Source organism: Nocardia sp. CNS-044, from assembly GCF_059570515.1.
Genome location: NZ_JCANSX010000005.1, coordinates 273,101 through 289,117 on the forward strand (window position 1 = coordinate 273,101; position 16,017 = coordinate 289,117).

Below are 16,017 nucleotides of genomic sequence, written 5' to 3' on the forward strand. Positions count from 1 at the left end.
GGTGAAATCCGATCGTGGGGTAGAGAGGACGGTCGAGTCTGGTGACGACCACCGATGACCGCGGGCACACCGACTTCCCGCCCGAACCTCCCGGCGAAGACTTCGGCCGTCAGCCGCCGCACGACATGGCCGCCGAACAGTCCGTCCTCGGCGGCATGCTGCTGAGCAAGGACGCCATCGCCGACGTCGTCGAAGTCATCCGGCCCGGCGACTTCTACCGCCCGGCGCACCAGGCGGTCTACGACACCATCCTCGATCTCTACGGCCGCGGCGAACCCGCCGACCCTGTCACCGTCGCCGCGGGCCTGGACCGCCGCGGCGAACTCAAGCGCATCGGCGGCGCGCCGTACCTCGTCACCCTCACCCAGACCGTTCCCACCGCGGCCAACGCGGGCTACTACGCCGAAATCGTCGCCGAGAAGGCGATTCTGCGCCGCCTCGTGGAGGCAGGCACCCGCATCGTCCAGTACGGCTACGCGGGCGCCGACGGCCAAGACATCGCCGAGGTCGTCGACCGCGCCCAAGCCGAGGTCTACGAGGTCACCGAACGCCGAACCACCGAGGACTTCCTCCCCCTCGAGGAGCTCCTGCAGCCCACGATGGACGAAATCGACTCCATCGCCTCCCGCGGCGGCATCTCCCTCGGCGTCCCCACCGGCTTCACCGAACTCGACGAGATCACCAACGGCCTGCACCCGGGCCAGATGATCATCGTCGCGGCTCGACCTGGCGTGGGAAAGGCACTCGCCCTCGACACCCCGCTGCCGACCCCCACCGGCTGGACCACCATGGGCGAAGTCCAGGTGGGCGACGAACTCCTCGACGCCGAAGGGCGCCCCACCCGCGTCCTCGCCGCCACCGAAGTCCTCACCGATCGGCCCTGCTTCGAGGTCGAATTCTCCGACGGGACAGTGATCGTCGCGGATGAAATGCACCAGTGGGTGACCCGGTCGGCATTGGATGTGGTCAGGCCGATCGCGGTCCGCACCACAGGAGAGATCGTCCACACCCTGCGCGACCTCACGGGCGACCTCAACCACTCCGTAAGCGGCACAGCCCGTTCCGCACCGCGCCGAATCGTCGACGTGCGCAAGATCGACAGCCTCCCGGTGCGCTGTGTCGAGGTCGACAACGCCGATCACCTGTATCTCGCCGGGCGCTCGATGATCCCGACGCACAATTCCACGCTCGGCATGGACTTCATGCGCAGTTGCTCGATCAAGCACGGGCTGGCCAGCGTCATCTTCTCGCTCGAGATGAGCAGGACCGAGATCGTGATGCGTCTGCTTTCCGCGGAGGCGAAGATCAAGCTCGGTGATATGCGGTCGGGGCGGATGAGCGACGACGACTGGACGAAGCTGGCTCGGCGGATGAGCGAGATCAGTGAGGCGCCGCTGTTCGTCGACGACTCGCCGAACTTGACCATGATGGAGATTCGCGCGAAGGCGCGTCGTCTCAAGCAGCGCCACGACCTCAAACTCGTCGTGGTGGATTACCTCCAGCTGATGACCTCCGGAAAGAAGGTCGAATCCCGCCAGCAGGAAGTCTCGGACTTCTCCCGAAACCTCAAGCTGCTTGCCAAGGAACTCGAAGTCCCGGTGGTCGCCATCAGTCAGCTGAACCGCGGACCCGAACAGCGAACCGACAAGCGGCCCATGGTGTCCGATTTGCGCGAATCGGGCTCGCTCGAGCAGGACGCCGATATGGTCATCCTGCTGCACCGCCCTGACGCCTTCGAGCGCGACGACCCGCGCGGCGGTGAGGCCGACCTGATCCTCGGCAAGCACCGTAACGGTCCGACCGCCACCATCACCGTCGCCCACCAGCTGCACCTGAGCCGGTTCGTGGACATGGCCCGCGGCTGACCGGAGCTGTAGGGTCGGCCCTTCCGTCTGTCAGCTCGACGTTTGTGGTCCGACTGTCCGGTGATACCGGCGATCGGGACGTTCGAATCTCTTGCGGCGCAGCAAATCACGCATCTGCCGCAGAGGGTTCGCGTCCACCCACTTTGCGAACTCGAGTGGTCCTCGCGGTAACGCGCTTGCCCTTGTGGTTTTCGGTGCGAAGTTCAGCGACGGGGTTACCGTCACGGTCGACGAGTGTCGAGTGGGGTTCGTTGTCGGTGAAGGCGTGGCGTTCTCCCCATTGACGCAACGCCACGACGAGGGTGAAGAGGTCCTGCCCGGCTTCGGTGAGTTCGTAGATGTGCCGCTTGCCGCCGGGTGTGGCACTCGTGGCGAGGATGCCATGGTCGACGAGCCTGCGCAGGCGGTCGGTGAGGATGTTCCGGGCGATACCGAGCCGCTGCTGGAATTCGGTGAAGGTCGCCGCGCCGTCCATGGCGTCACGCACGATCAGCAGACTCCACCGGTCGCCCACGAGGTCGACGGCTCGCGCGACGGGGCAGGTGGGATCGGTCCACTCGCGGCCGGAACCGAGTGTCGCGGTCATGAGTTACCTCCCAATCGGTTGCAATTCGAAACCATTATGCCCTACCTTTAAATGGTTGCATTTTGCTACTGATTGGGAGGTGTGGTGGCACAGAGGGTCTCGCGTTCGCAGCGATTCATCTTGGCGCTGGTGTGCGCAGTGGCCGTGTCCACGATCTATGCGGTCCAGCCGGTACTGGAGGCAGCGGGCACCGGCCTGGATTTGGCGCACGATTCGCTGGGCGTGCTGGTCGCCGCCGGGCAGGTCGGCTACTTCGTGGGTCTCGTCCTGCTGGTCCCACTCGGAGACGTAGTGGATCGTCGCCGGCTCATCACCGCCCTGCTGGTACTCACCGCCGCGGGCGCTACGGTCGCGGCTGCCGCCCCGAACAGCGCCGTCGCGGTGACGGGGCTGGCGGTCGCGGGTCTGTTCGCGGTCGTGGTTCAGGTGACAGTCGCCTATGTCGCCGCGGTCTCCGCACCGAGCGAGCGGGGCCGCAATATCGGCGCGGTCACCTCCGGTGTGGTGATCGGCATCCTCGGCGTCCGTGTCCTCGCGGGTGTCCTGGGCGACACGGTCGGCTGGCGTGCCGTGTACGCGCTGCTCGCCGCACTGTGCGTGGCTCTGGCCCTCGCTGTCCGCACGACACTCGACCCCGACCGCGGCACTTCCGGCGTCCGGTACGCGCAGGTCCTGGCATCGATGGGGCGGCTCGCGCGCACGGATCGCCTGTTCCTGAGCCGAGGACTGATCGCCTTCTTCCTTTTCGGGTCCTTCGGAACACTCTGGAGCGGGCTCGCCCTCCCCCTCGGCACCGAGCCCTGGAACTTGGGCACCACGCAGATCGGCCTATTCGGATTGGCGGGCCTGGCCGGAGCGCTCGGCGCCGCCCGCGCGGGACGATGGGCCGACTCCGGTCACGCACAGGCGATCACCGGTTCCGCACTGGCGTTGCTCACCGCCTCCTGGCTCCTCATCGCCCGGACCGAAGCAACACTATGGCTGCTCATCATCGGCATCGTCCTGCTCGACTTCGCCGTCCAGGCAGCACATGTCAGCAGCCAACACCTGCTCACCGCAGCGCACCAGCACCACGCCAGCAGCGTCATAGGCGCCTACATGGCCTGCTATTCCCTCGGATCCGCACTCGGCGCGATCACGACCACCTGGGCGTACAGCACCTGGGGATGGTCGGCCTCCTGCTGGGTCGGCGCGACCTATTCCCTCTGCGCGCTGGTTGTGTGGGGACTTGCCCAGGCTACCGGCGCGGTGTCGGTGAGCGGCGAAGGCTCGAAACCGGCGGCCCGTCCGGCAACGGCTGCGGTCGCCGGTCCTTCTCTGTTGCGCCGATCTTGTCGCAGATGCGCTGCACCGCGAGATTCGACTCGTTCGTGCCGATCTCTACGCTGGTGAATCCGGTGTCGTGGATCGCGTCGACGAGGGCGGCCACCGCTTCGCTCGCGTAGCCGGCTCGCCGGTGACTGGGGCCGATCCACCAACCGATGGACGGGAACGACGTCTGGTCGTCGCTGAGGTGCACAGTCGCACCACCGATCACGGTTGTGTTCGATCGCGACTCGATCACCAGAAGCCCGAGAGTCGGGTAGCCGTGCCCGACCGCCTTGATCAGTGCCCGGCCATTTCGTTCTGTCCAACCGTTGCTGGCGAGCATCGCATCGTCGATCGTGGCCGCGAGCGGGACGGCGTCCTTCGGCATCGGTCGGCGCAGAGTGAGCCGCGAGGTTTCGATGTCCCGCAGCACGTCATAGCGTGCACTGCTTTCCTTGCTGGCAAGTTCGCTGACGCGCCACACCCAGAGCCAAACCGCGACGAGTACGGTGGCCACCACGAGCAGCAGCCAGACACCAACGACGAGTTCGGTTGCCGCGGCGGAAAATTCGGCCGTAGCCGCGACGCCGATCACTGCTGCGGGAAACCCGAGGAGCGCGATCCATCCCGCCAGCCCAAGGATGGCACGCCGGGGCCAGCGCTGAAATGACGCTTTGGCAGAAGCGATTCGCCAGGTGGGGAACATGCGAGAACCGTATTCGACTCCCTCGTATTCGTCGCGGATCCGTCGTTTGGTTCTTCGGCAAGCAGTGGACGTGTGAAGGATGGGAGAGAGGTTCGGCCATCTCCGCACGTTGAGCAGGTTTTCCCGGCACGGGTGAAAAGCGAAACTCTCTGCTGTGTAGCAACTTTGGACATTCGTCCGATAGGGGACTCGGGTGCGGCGAGCGCGCTTATCTCGAGTTGGAGGTCGACGATGTCTCATTTGAGGAGAAGTCCGCGCACGGTTCGGCAGTCGGTCCTGCTGGCCGCAGTCGCCGGGACGGTGATGCTTGCTCCGGCCGCGCTGGTCATACCGGCATTCGCAACCCCTGATCAAACCCCGGCTACTACCGCACCTGTCACCATCGCGCCCGTGACGACGGTGCCGCCCGTGACGACCGCGCCACCGGTCACCACCGTGCCGCCGGTGACGACCACGCCGCCGGCCACCACCGTGCCGCCGGTCACGACCGAACCGCCCATGACGACTCCGTCGTTTCCGAAACCTGTTGAGCCGGAGGACCCCTACGGCCCCGACGGCTTCGACGTCTGGGGCTACGACCGGTGGGGTTACGATCGCTGGGGTTACGACAGGTGGGGCTATGACCGGCAAGGCTACGACGAGCAGGGCTACACCTCGCAGGGCTGCGCTCGTTCCGGCGAGGACCGGCCGGATGCCGACCGGCTGGCCTGCGAACTGCGCAGGACGCGACCTTCCACCGGCAGCGCGGGCAGCTGAAACCTATAGCGCTGCTGTTCGACACCCGCGCATCGACTCGTAGCGCAGACGACCGCGCCGCGTGCGACGACCGTGCGTATTCGGTCGTCGCACCTATGACGAGTGCCGACGGGAGAACGTAACAGGACCTCTCCGCCGGAGTGGTTGCCGAGCGTATGCGGCTAGCGGCATCACGCGTCCAGGCCAGACCGGCCTCCTCGACCGGTGTGGTGATCGAAGCAGCCGCCGCGTTCCCTGGCCGCACGTCGGCGGGTACTGCCCTCGGCGGCGAGCTCGTCGCCGTGGACATCCCAGCCACCGAACGGCGCCTCTCCATCACACAGCACCAGGAAAAGCCCGTCGTGCAAGGGATTTCGGATAGATCCGAGGTAGTTCACGATAGGTCAGCCTACGGCCGGAGGATCGGTCGCGGTCGACCTTCGGCTCACCCTGCCGAACCCGCCGACACCGCGAAAGCTTCGCTGTTCGCGACAGGGGATCTCAGTCGAGGACGGCGAACGCCTCGACCTCGACGAGGACGTCGGGCTCGAAGAGGTAGTCGACGCCGATCGCGGACAAAGGCGGTAGCGGACGCGGGATTTCGAGTTCGTCCGCGACGCGGTCGATACCTGCGATGAAGTCGTCGTACTTGTCCGGGGTCCAGTGTGTGACGAAGAAACGGAGACGTACGACGTCGGCGAAGCTCGCTCCGGCGCCGGCCAAGCCGCGTGCCGTGTTGCGTAGCGCGTGGGCGAGCTGGCCGGCGAGGTCACCGGGAGCGACAGGGTTGCCCTCGGCGTCACGGGCGATCTGGCCCGCCACGTGCACCTGACGGGCGCCCGTGCTGATCGAAACATGGTGGTACGGAACGGGAGCGAACATTCCCTCCGGGGTCAGCAGCTGCACTGCCATGGTGTGTCCCTTCATGGTCGGGGTAGGTATCTGATGTCTACCTGGTACTCGAAGGGAACTTCAACGAGACTAGGTGTCATGCAGGAAACCGCTCCACACAGTTCGGACAGTCCTCAACTCACCGAGCAACACCGTGAGCTGCTCGACCAGGTGCTCGACAAGTGGTCGCTGCAGATCCTCGACGCCCTGTGCGAGCGACCGTTGCGTTTCAACGAGCTCCGCCGGGCGATCCCGGTCGTGACGCAGAAGCCGCTCACGGCGGCGCTGCGGCGCCTCGAGCGCAACGGGATGGTCGAGCGCGTCGTCACAAGTACGCGGCCTGTCGCCGTCGAGTACCGGATCACGCGGATCGGGAAGTCGTTGCAGGACCTCATCGACGCGCTCCTGCACTGGACCACCGCCACATTGCCCGCCGTCGAGCGGGCCCGTGCGCGCTTCGACGACCAGGAAGAAGAGCTGTCACTCACCACCGACGTCATCCGTCGAGAAAGCGCAGCAGTTCCGCGGTGACGAATTGCGGGTTCTCCTCGACGAGCCAGTGTCCCGCGTTCGGGACGTCCACCGCGCGAACGATATTGGTGATGCGCGGGGCCGCGGTGGCGCGGACCGGGTCGAGTTGTCCTTGGGCGGTCATGAGCAGGGTCGGGACGTGTACCGGTGCGGCGGCCGTGGTGTCGCGGACGTCTTCGTCGAGGGCGCGGTAGAGCTCGAAGCCGCCCGACAGGACTTCGGGTCGACGGTATGTGCGTGCGTACTCGTCTATTTCGGCGTCGGTGAACGGGGATCGGTCGGATGTGCCGCCGAAAGCCGTTCCACCGTAGGAGACTTGCGGATAGAACAGGGCGAGATAGTCGCGGACGTCGTCGCCGACCACCGCCTCGGGGACCCGCCGCTGGGAGTGTAAGGCGATGTGCCAGCTCAGTGTTCGGTATGTCGGCGCATCGATTCCGGGACCGGGGAGCGGCAGGTCGAGGTAGCCGAGGCGGGCGGTGTCGGCGGGGAACTGTGCCGCGTACTGGAACGCCACGGCGGCGCCGAAGTCGTGTCCGACGACGCGGGCATCCCGCACGCCGAGCCGATCGGCGATCAGGGTGTGCACGTAGCGCGCCAGGGTGGCCTTGTCGTAGCCGGTGGGGGAGCCGGTGCTGTCGCCCAATCCGGGGAGGTCGACGGCATAGACGGTGTAGTGCTCGGCGAGCGCGGGCATGATCGGCCACCAGCCGTACCAGGTCTGCGGCCAGCCGTGGATCAGCACCACGGGCGGGCCGCTTCCGCCGGTCACGTAGTGCATCCGGACGTCGTCGACGTCGGCGAAATCGTGCCGAAAAGTACTCGTGAACTGCGGGTCGTCTTGCGTGATGGCAGCGTGGGCGGGAACGTCGTCGGCGGCCGGTGTGCGGCAAGCCGCGGTGTAGATCGTGAGCAGGAGGGCGAGTACGGCGGTCGCCACCCTGCGCGTGGAGGGGCGCGATGTGGTGATCATGGGTCCTCGATTCGAGAATGCGGGTGAAGTCAGCGCCCGGTCGCGCCGTCGATCAGTTCGCGGAGGATGTCGGCGTGGCCGGCGTGGACACGACGAGTCTCGCCAGGCCGACCAGGAGCTGGCACGCATTCTTGCGGTTCCGGCAAGATGAGCCGGTGGACCGCGATACGGAAAACGTGCTCGACACAGTGGGACCGAGGTTGCGCGCACTGCGCCGCGAACGCGGCATCACCCTCGCCGATCTCGCCGCGACGACCGGCGTCTCGGAGAGCACCCTGTCGCGGCTGGAGAGCGGGCAGCGCCGGGCGACCCTGGAATTGCTGTTGCCGCTGGCCCGTACCTACGACGTCCCGCTGGACGACCTCGTCGGCGCCCCGCGCACCGGCGACCCCCGCATCCACCTGAAACCGATCCGGCGGTACGGGATGACCTTCATTCCGCTGTCCCGGCGTCCCGGCGGTGTCCAAGCGTTCAAGATGATCATCCCCGCTCGGCCGAAACCGCTCGAACCGACACCGCAGACGCACGAAGGCTACGAATGGCTGTATGTGCTCAACGGTCGTCTGCGCCTTGTGCTCGGCGAGCGCGACCTGACGTTACCCGCCGGTGAGGCAGCCGAATTCGACACGTCCGTACCGCACTGGCTTGGCAGCGCCGACGGCGGCGTGGTCGAGCTGCTCATCCTGTTCGGTCCGCAAGGGATGCGCGCGCACGTGCGCCCAGGCTCTGATCGGCCTTCTTCCGGATCATCGTGACAACGCTTGCCGTGGCGCGGCGCCTACCCTTTCACCAGCTGGGCGAGACGATCCCAAGCCGGGGACGAGACTCCGGCCTTGGACAACGCGGCCAACCGGGCGATAGTCGAGTTGTGGGCGGCATGGGTCTCGCTGTGGTGGTTGGCGAACCAGTTCCGGGTACGGTCCGCGAGGGCGAGCAGGCGGGGATCGTCCGGCGGCCAGTCGTAGGCGGCGTCGTATCCGAGGTAGATGGCGCGGCCCTCGGGATCGGTGATGTGCTCGCGCTTTTCGGCGATCCACGCGGCGGCGTCCTCGGGTGCGGCTGTTTGCATCAGGATCCAGCCGTCGCGTTCCAGGCGAAGCTGACGCTCGCTGACGCCGAGTTCGCGCAGATCGTCGAGATAGTCGGCGACTTCCTCGGAGACGAAAAGCCGGTCGCCGCTATGCAACTGGGCGAGTTGATCGCGGGTTCGCCGCAGCTGCGCGATGCGGTCGGCGAGGTCCTGGTCGATCTCGGCGATGGCTGCCGTGAGCGCGTCCGGATCGGCGCCGAGGAGGTCCTCGATGCGAGCCAGTGGCACGCCCGCATGGGCCAATGTCCTGATCTTGACGAGGGTGATGGCGTCTTGGGCGGTGTAGCGGCGATACCCGGACGAGTCGCGGTCGGGCTCGGGGAGCAGACCGCGCTCGTGATAGTGACGGATGGCTTTGATGGTCACTCCGGCGTAGTCCGCGAGCTGGCCGATCGTGATCATGGTCGACATCCTCGCAGGTCGTTCGGAACGGTCAGGCCCGTCGGGTCAGGCGGCCGCCTGCGTTGTGGAAGCGCGCTCGACCCTCGCGGACATCGTGGTAGGAGACGAGCAGCAGTCGCAGGTATCCGTCGAAAGCCTCCAACGGGTATCCGGCGGGCGCGAAGAGGCCGGGCTGGATCGGCACGTAGCGCTGCGGCGGTGCGGAGGTCGTGCCGCCGGTGAACTCGGTGAAGATACGCTCCTGGGAGGCGTCGGCCGGTTCGTAGGTCACCCGCTCCTCGAGCTGACCGTCGACGATGTCGACGTCGATGCGAAGCTGATTGGAGCGGTAGGTGCCCACGTACGGGGTCAGATCGACGTCCTGCGCCAATTCGGTTACGAGGGTGGGGATCTGGACGCCGAGATGCTCGCGCACCAGCCACTGCAACAGTTGGTCCTGCAGCATGATCGCCCCGGGGGTGTTGCCGAAGGCGGTGAAGACCAGGTCGTGTTCGGGCACGACGCACAGGAGGGACACCCCGCCGGGCGACGCGCCCGACATGGCGAGGACGGTCGTCTCACCGAACGGATACAGCACCCAACCCAGGCCGATCGGCGGGACGTTCGGGCTGGCCATGTCGTAGGCGACTTGCTGCATCAGCGTGGTCGACTCGGTCGAGAGGACGCGGGCGCCGGTGGGCGACACACCGCCCGCGAGGTGGGTGCGTCCGAAGGCCAGCAGGTCGGCGATGGTGCCGATCGGTGTGCCGCCTGCCGGTCCCCAGGTTTCGGGCAACGTGAACATGCCGGTGGGCGCGGCCGCCATGGTCTCGTGGTCGTTGAAGTGGCCGACCGCGGTGCTGCGCAGGATGGCCTGCTCGGCCGAGGTGCTGGAGTCCGTCATGCCGACGGGGCGGTAGATGTCGCGCGCGAGCAGCTCGGGGAAGGGCAGCCCGGTGACCACTTCCAAGAGGCGGCCCGCGACGATCATGCCGCCGTTGGAGTAGCTGAGCTGCTCGCCGGGTTCGAACAGAGTGCCGCCGCTGCTCGCGAGGCCATCGACGTAGGTCTTCAGGGCGTCGCGACCCTTGGCATCGGGAAAGTACAGGTCGGCGTCGATGCCGTTGGTGTGCGAGATCAGGTGCCGGACCAGGATCCCGTCCGTCGCGCCCGGAGCGGCCAAGGCGAATTCGGGGAGGTACTTCACCACCGGCATATCGAGGTCCAGGAGTCCGCGCTCGACCTGCCGCAGGACCAAAGTGGTGGTCAGGACCTTGGTGACAGAGCCGAACAGGAATCCGGTGTGTTCGAGCATCGGTGCGCCGGTGGTGACGTTCGCGGTGCCGTGCGCGACGACGATCTGCTCGCCCGCGTGATAGACGCCCGCGAGGAAACCGGGGACGTTGTTGGACTCGCAGTAGGACTCGGCCTGTTCGCGGATCTGGGCTTCGACGGTGTGGAGTGCGTTGTTCATGCGAAGGATCGTCGAACCCTGCCCCAGGGGCAAGGTCAAGACCGTTCGACGGACGCGTTCATACATCGCGCGAAAAAAGTTCGGCGGCGGATGTCGAGAACGTCGTGACGGTTCCGTCCCAGGGGTGAGCGACCAACTAGGGTCGCAAGCCGAAGGGAGAATCTCATGGCCAAGTACCTGCTCCTCAAGCACTACCGAGGCGCCCCGGCGGCCGTCAACGACGTGCCGATGGACCAGTGGACGCCCGCCGAGATCGAGGCACATCTGCGGTACATGAACGACTTCGCGGCCCGCCTGCAAGACAGCGGCGAGTACGTGGACGGCCAAGCCCTCGCGCCGGAGGGCGCCTGGGTCCGCTACGACGGCGAGGGCAAGCCGCCGGTGACCGACGGCCCGTTCGCGGAGACGAAGGACCTGATCGCGGGCTGGATGATCATCGACGTCGACTCGTACGAGCGCGCCGTCGAGCTGGCGGGCGAGCTGTCCGCGGCGCCCGGCGCGGGCGGCAAGCCGATCCACGAGTGGCTCGAGGTTCGGCCCTTCCTGACGGCTCCGCCGACCGTCACCGAGTGATGGCCGCCGACGCGGTGGACGAGGCCCAGCTGCGGGACCTGATTCCGGGTGTCTTGGCGGCTCTCGTCCACCGCGGGGCGGACTTCGCGACCGCCGAGGACGCCGTCCAGGAGGCACTGGTCCGTGCCGTCGAGACCTGGTCGAACCGGCCTCCCGACGACCCCAAGGGCTGGCTGGTCACCACGGCGTGGCGTTGCTTCCTCGATCTCGCCCGCTCCGACGCCGCGCGGCGGCGCCGCGAGCTTCGGGTCTCCGAGGAGCCGCCGCCGGGACCGGCCGCCACCGTGGACGAAACGTTGCGGCTCTACTTCCTTTGTGCGCACCCGAGTCTCACGCCCGCGTCGGCCGTCGCGCTGACGCTGCGGGCCGTCGGCGGCCTGACGACCCGGCAGATCGCGCAGGCGTACCTGGTGCCCGAGGCGACGATGGCCCAGCGGATCAGCCGGGCCAAACGCACCGTGAGCGAGGTCCGGCTGGATCGTCCGGGTGACCTGCGCACCGTGCTTCGGGTGCTCTACCTGGTGTTCAACGAGGGATACAGCGGCGACGTCGACCTCGCCGCGGAGGCGATCCGGCTGACCAGGCAGCTCACGGCGACCACGGGTGGTGACCCGGAGGTCGCGGGACTGCTCGCCCTGTTCCTGCTGCACCACGCGAGACGCCCGGCCCGGACGCACGCCGACGGCAGCCTCGTGCCGCTGGCGGATCAGGACCGCGGCCTCTGGCGGCGCGACCTGATCGCCGAGGGCATTGCGATACTCCAGGCGGCGCTGGCCCGCGACCGGCTCGGGGAGTACCAGGCGCAGGCCGCGATCGCCGCGCTGCACGCGGACGCGCAGACAGCCGAGGAAACCGACTGGGTGCAGATCGTCGAGTGGTACGACGAACTGGTCCTTCTCACCGACAGTCCCGTCGTCCGGCTCAACCGCGCGGTCGCCGTCGGCGAGGCGGACGGACCCCAAGCGGGCCTCGCCGCACTCGCCGAACTCGACCCGAAGCTCCCGCGGTACACCGCTTCGTCCGCCTACCTCCACGAGCGCGCTGGCGACACCGCCACGGCGGCAAGGCTTTACGTGGAGGCGGCCGCGCAGGCGCAGAACCTCGCCGAGCGCAACCACCTCACGCTTCGCGCAGCGACCCTCCGGCAGCGCCTCTCCAGCGAAGGAGGCTGAGCGCCACCGCGTATCCCTTGGTTCGAGATGTCGGCTGGCGCCTGCAACGACTGCCCGGCACGCTCGCGCCGTACGGCGGGCGATATCTCGTGCACGATGTGGCGCGCGGCAGCCCGGGCGAATCACCCCGGAAGGTCGTCGACCGATGCCGATTCCGTGCGAGACAGCGTGATTCCGAGATTGGCGGCGGTACGGTCGAGTTCGTCGTCGTCGCCGTGCTGCAATTCGATGGCGGATCCGGCGGAGAGGACCTCGACGTTGAGACACAGCGACTGGAGTTCCTTGAGGAGCACCTTGAACGACTCCGGGACGCCCGGCTCGGGGATGTTGTGGCCCTTGACGATCGCCTCGTAGACCTTCACGCGGCCCACGACGTCGTCGGACTTGATGGTGAGCAGTTCCTGCAGCGTGTACGCCGCGCCGTAGGCCTGCATGGCCCAGCACTCCATCTCACCGAAGCGCTGACCACCGAACTGCGCCTTACCACCGAGCGGCTGCTGGGTGATCATCGAGTACGGACCGGTCGAACGCGCGTGGATCTTGTCGTCGACCAGGTGGTGCAGCTTCAGGATGTACATGTAGCCGACCGCCACCGGATACGGGAACGGCTCGCCGGAGCGGCCGTCGAACAACGTCGCCTTACCGTCTGCGCCGACCATGACGTCACCGTCGCGGTTGGGCAGGGTCGACGCCAGCAACCCGGCGAGTTCTTCCTCGCGGGCGCCGTCGAAGACCGGTGTCGCGAGATTCGTGTCCGGGCTCGCCGACAACAACTCCTCGGGCAACCGCTTCGCCCAGTCCGGACGCGCACCGTCGGCGAGCTGAATGTTCCAGCCCGCCTTGCCGATCCAGCCCAAATGGGTTTCCAGGATCTGGCCGATGTTCATACGACGCGGCACACCGTGGGTGTTGAGGATGATGTCGACCGGGGTACCGTCCGGCAGGAACGGCATGTCCTCGGTCGGCAAGATCTTGCCGATCACACCCTTGTTACCGTGACGACCGGCGAGCTTGTCACCGTCCTGGATCTTGCGCTTCTGCGCCACGTACACCCGGACCAGCTCGTTCACACCCGGCGGCAGGTCGTCCTCGTCATCACGGGAGAACACCCGAATACCGATGACCTTGCCCGACTCACCGTGGGGCACCTTCAGCGAGGTATCACGCACCTCGCGCGCCTTCTCACCGAAGATCGCCCGCAGCAACCGCTCCTCCGGGGTCAGCTCGGTCTCACCCTTCGGAGTGACCTTGCCGACCAGGATGTCACCATCGCGGACCTCGGCACCGATCCGCACGATGCCCCGCTCGTCCAGATCCGCCAGCACCTCGTCGGAGACATTCGGGATATCGCGGGTGATCTCCTCGGCACCCAGCTTGGTGTCGCGAGCATCGATCTCGTGCTCCTCGATATGGATCGAGGTGAGAACGTCCTCTTCCACGAGACGCTGCGACAGAATGATCGCGTCCTCGTAGTTGTGACCCTCCCACGGCATGATCGCCACCAGCAGGTTCTTACCCAAGGCCATCTCACCGTTCTCGGTGCTGGGCCCATCTGCCAGCACTTCGCCGCACTCGACGCGCTGACCCTCGTCCACGATCGGACGCTGATTCGCACAGGTGCCCTGGTTGGTCCGCGCGAATTTGCGCATCCGGTAGGACTTGCGGGTGCCGTCGTCGGCCATGACCGTGACGTAGTCGGCGGAAACCTCCTCGACCACACCCGATTTCTCGTTCACTACGACATCGCCGGCGTCGATCGCGGCACGCGACTCCATACCCGTCCCGACCAGCGGGGCTTCGGAACGGATCAGCGGCACGGCCTGCTTCTGCATGTTCGCGCCCATGAGGGCACGGTTGGCGTCGTCGTGTTCGAGGAACGGGATCATGGCGGTCGCGACCGAGACCATCTGACGCGGAGACACATCCATGTAATCGATTTCGGCGGAGTCGACGAGTTCGACCTCGGAGTTCTTGCGGCGCACCGCGATTCGGGCAGCGACGAAGCGACCGTCGGCATCGAGCGGCTCGTTCGCCTGCGCGACGACATGCCGGTCTTCCTGGTCGGCGGAGAGGTAGTCGACCTCGTCGGTCACCTTGCCGCCGACAACCTTTCGGTATGGCGTCTCGATGAAGCCGAACGGATTGACCCGCGCGTACACCGAGAGATATCCGATCAGCCCGATGTTCGGACCTTCGGGCGTCTCGATCGGGCACATCCGTCCGTAGTGGCTGTAATGCACATCGCGGACTTCGAGACCGGCACGTTCCCTGGTCAAGCCACCCGGCCCGAGCGCAGACAGACGACGTTTCTGGGTCAGGCTCGCCAGTGGATTCCGCTGATCCAGGAACTGCGACATCTGCGAGGTTCCGAAGAACTCCCTGATCGCCGCGACGACCGGACGGATGTTCATCAGCGTCTGCGGCGTGATCGCCTCGACGTCCTGGGTGGTCATCCGCTCGCGGACGACACGCTCCATACGGGACAGGCCGACCCGGATCTGGTTCTGGATCAGCTCGCCGACGGTGCGCAGCCTGCGATTGCCGAAGTGGTCGATATCGTCGACCTCGACCGGCACCTCGATGCCACCGGGCGCGGTCATGACCTTGTCGCCCGCGTGCAGGCGAACCAGGTACTCGATGATCGTGACGATGTCTTCCTCTGTGAGCACCCGGGCACCGGTGTGGATGCCGAGTTTCTTGCCGATCTTGTAGCGGCCGACGCGCGACAGGTCGTACCGCTTCTCCTTGAAGAACAGGTTCTCCAGCAGGGTCTGCGCGGACTCCCTGGTCGGCGGCTCGCCGGGACGCAGCTTGCGATGGATGTCGAGCAGCGCCTCATCGGTGCCGGAAGTGTTGTCCTTCTCCAGTGACGTCATCATGGTCTCGGAGAAACCGAATCGCTCAGTGATCTGCGCGGCGGTCCAGCCCAGCGCCTTGAGCAGCACGGTGACCGGCTGACGGCGCTTGCGGTCGATACGCACGCCGACGGTGTCGCGCTTGTCGACGTCGAACTCCAACCACGCGCCGCGCGACGGAATGACCCGCACGCTGTGCAAATCCTTCTCGGTGCCCTTGTCGACGGTGCGATCGAAGTAGACACCCGGCGAACGCACCAACTGCGAAACCACGACACGCTCGGTGCCATTGATGACGAACGTGCCCTTGTCGGTCATCATCGGGAAATCACCCAGGAAAACCGTCTGGCTCTTGATCTCGCCGGTGTTGTTGTTGATGAACTCCGCGGTGACGAACAACGGCGCCGCGTAGGTCATATCCTTGTCTTTACATTCCTCGATCGAGGCTTTGACCTCCTCGAAACGGGGCTCGGAGAGCGTCAGCGACATCGTCGCGGCGAAGTCCTCGATCGGGCTGATCTCGGCGAGCAACTCCGCCAATCCACCCTCGGGTGAATCGCCGAGCGCCGCTGACCGTTCGCGCCAGGCGGGCGCACCGATCAACCATTCGAACGAATCGGTCTGGACATCCAACAAGCCTGGAACAGCGAGTGGTTCACGAAGTTTCGCGAACGAGACTCGCCTCGGGATCCCGGCTTTCGCGGTATCGGTGGGGTTTCCGGCATCGACCTTGATCTGACTCGAGACTGCCAAGACGCGTCCTTCCAGCACCTCGTGCCGCCCACGCCGGTCGCGCGGTCGTCACGGTATCTGCTTGTCCTGTGGGGTGTATTCACATCGCGCGCCGTGCTGGACACCGCCCGAACATGACTCGACA

Annotated in this window: 14 protein-coding genes and 1 pseudogene; 7 read left to right on the forward strand and 8 right to left on the reverse strand. The window is 66.5% G+C overall.

The window, feature by feature from the left end:
* The first annotated feature begins 125 nt into the window (after positions 1-125).
* Positions 126-1,865, forward strand: coding sequence for a replicative DNA helicase (gene dnaB, locus T333_RS02330; RefSeq protein WP_496424118.1), 1,740 nt, complete (start codon positions 126-128; stop codon positions 1,863-1,865).
* 106 nt (positions 1,866-1,971) lie between these two features.
* Here dnaB and T333_RS02335 read toward each other — a convergent pair whose 3' ends face one another.
* Positions 1,972-2,451, reverse strand: coding sequence for a winged helix-turn-helix transcriptional regulator (locus T333_RS02335; RefSeq protein WP_354998393.1), 480 nt, complete (start codon positions 2,449-2,451; stop codon positions 1,972-1,974).
* 129 nt (positions 2,452-2,580) lie between these two features.
* On the opposite strand from T333_RS02335, the gene T333_RS02340 reads away from it, so the two are divergent.
* Positions 2,581-3,843 carry an MFS transporter gene (locus tag T333_RS02340; RefSeq protein ID WP_496424119.1) on the forward strand — a complete coding sequence of 421 codons (1,263 nt, stop codon included), beginning with the start codon at positions 2,581-2,583 and terminating at the stop codon, positions 3,841-3,843.
* Here the strand turns inward: T333_RS02340 and T333_RS02345 are convergent.
* Positions 3,833-4,705: pseudogene (locus T333_RS02345) on the reverse strand (GNAT family N-acetyltransferase); the annotation flags it as partial. The gene T333_RS02340 and the pseudogene T333_RS02345 overlap by 11 nt on opposite strands.
* Before the next feature lie 110 nt (positions 4,706-4,815).
* Positions 4,816-4,965: a hypothetical protein gene (locus tag T333_RS02350; protein ID WP_496423551.1), complete on the reverse strand. Its 150-nt coding sequence runs from the start codon at positions 4,963-4,965 to the stop codon at positions 4,816-4,818.
* On the opposite strand from T333_RS02350, the gene T333_RS02355 reads away from it, so the two are divergent.
* On the forward strand, positions 4,964-5,221 hold the full coding sequence (locus T333_RS02355; RefSeq protein ID WP_496423552.1) for a hypothetical protein: 258 nt from the start codon (positions 4,964-4,966) through the stop codon (positions 5,219-5,221). The two genes, T333_RS02350 and T333_RS02355, sit on opposite strands and share 2 nt — an antisense overlap.
* A 480-nt stretch (positions 5,222-5,701) precedes the next feature.
* Here the strand turns inward: T333_RS02355 and T333_RS02360 are convergent, their stop codons facing one another.
* On the reverse strand, positions 5,702-6,112 hold the full coding sequence (locus T333_RS02360) for a RidA family protein (protein ID WP_496423553.1): 411 nt from the start codon (positions 6,110-6,112) through the stop codon (positions 5,702-5,704).
* A 78-nt stretch (positions 6,113-6,190) separates the two neighbouring features.
* On the opposite strand from T333_RS02360, the gene T333_RS02365 reads away from it, so the two are divergent.
* Positions 6,191-6,622, forward strand: a complete 432-nt coding sequence (locus T333_RS02365; RefSeq protein ID WP_354999004.1) for a winged helix-turn-helix transcriptional regulator — start codon at positions 6,191-6,193, stop codon at positions 6,620-6,622.
* Here T333_RS02365 and T333_RS02370 read toward each other — a convergent pair.
* Positions 6,588-7,595 carry an alpha/beta fold hydrolase gene (locus T333_RS02370; protein WP_496423554.1) on the reverse strand — a complete coding sequence of 336 codons (1,008 nt, stop codon included), beginning with the start codon at positions 7,593-7,595 and terminating at the stop codon, positions 6,588-6,590. The genes T333_RS02365 and T333_RS02370 overlap by 35 nt on opposite strands.
* Before the next feature lie 155 nt (positions 7,596-7,750).
* Here T333_RS02370 and T333_RS02375 point away from each other — a divergent pair, with 155 nt between their 5' ends.
* Positions 7,751-8,350 carry a helix-turn-helix domain-containing protein gene (locus T333_RS02375; protein WP_357253141.1) on the forward strand — a complete coding sequence of 200 codons (600 nt, stop codon included), beginning with the start codon at positions 7,751-7,753 and terminating at the stop codon, positions 8,348-8,350.
* Positions 8,351-8,373: 23 nt separating this feature from the next.
* Here T333_RS02375 and T333_RS02380 read toward each other — a convergent pair whose 3' ends face one another.
* Together T333_RS02380 and T333_RS02385 are read right to left on the reverse strand one after the other, a co-directional pair.
* Complete coding sequence (locus T333_RS02380) at positions 8,374-9,087, reverse strand: MerR family transcriptional regulator (RefSeq protein ID WP_496423555.1); 714 nt, start codon at positions 9,085-9,087, stop codon at positions 8,374-8,376.
* A 31-nt stretch (positions 9,088-9,118) separates the two neighbouring features.
* On the reverse strand, positions 9,119-10,540 hold the full coding sequence (locus tag T333_RS02385; RefSeq protein ID WP_496423556.1) for a serine hydrolase domain-containing protein: 1,422 nt from the start codon (positions 10,538-10,540) through the stop codon (positions 9,119-9,121).
* Positions 10,541-10,705: 165 nt separating this feature from the next.
* On the opposite strand from T333_RS02385, the gene T333_RS02390 reads away from it, so the two are divergent.
* Both T333_RS02390 and T333_RS02395 read left to right on the forward strand, forming a co-directional pair.
* Positions 10,706-11,113, forward strand: a complete 408-nt coding sequence (locus T333_RS02390; protein ID WP_141808122.1) for a YciI family protein — start codon at positions 10,706-10,708, stop codon at positions 11,111-11,113.
* On the forward strand, positions 11,113-12,285 hold the full coding sequence (locus tag T333_RS02395) for an RNA polymerase sigma factor (protein ID WP_496424120.1): 1,173 nt from the start codon (positions 11,113-11,115) through the stop codon (positions 12,283-12,285). Before T333_RS02390 ends, T333_RS02395 begins: the two co-directional genes overlap by 1 nt.
* Before the next feature lie 122 nt (positions 12,286-12,407).
* Here T333_RS02395 and rpoB read toward each other — a convergent pair whose 3' ends face one another.
* Positions 12,408-15,911: a DNA-directed RNA polymerase subunit beta gene (gene rpoB / locus T333_RS02400; RefSeq protein ID WP_496423557.1), complete on the reverse strand. Its 3,504-nt coding sequence runs from the start codon at positions 15,909-15,911 to the stop codon at positions 12,408-12,410.
* Positions 15,912-16,017: the final 106 nt, after the last annotated feature.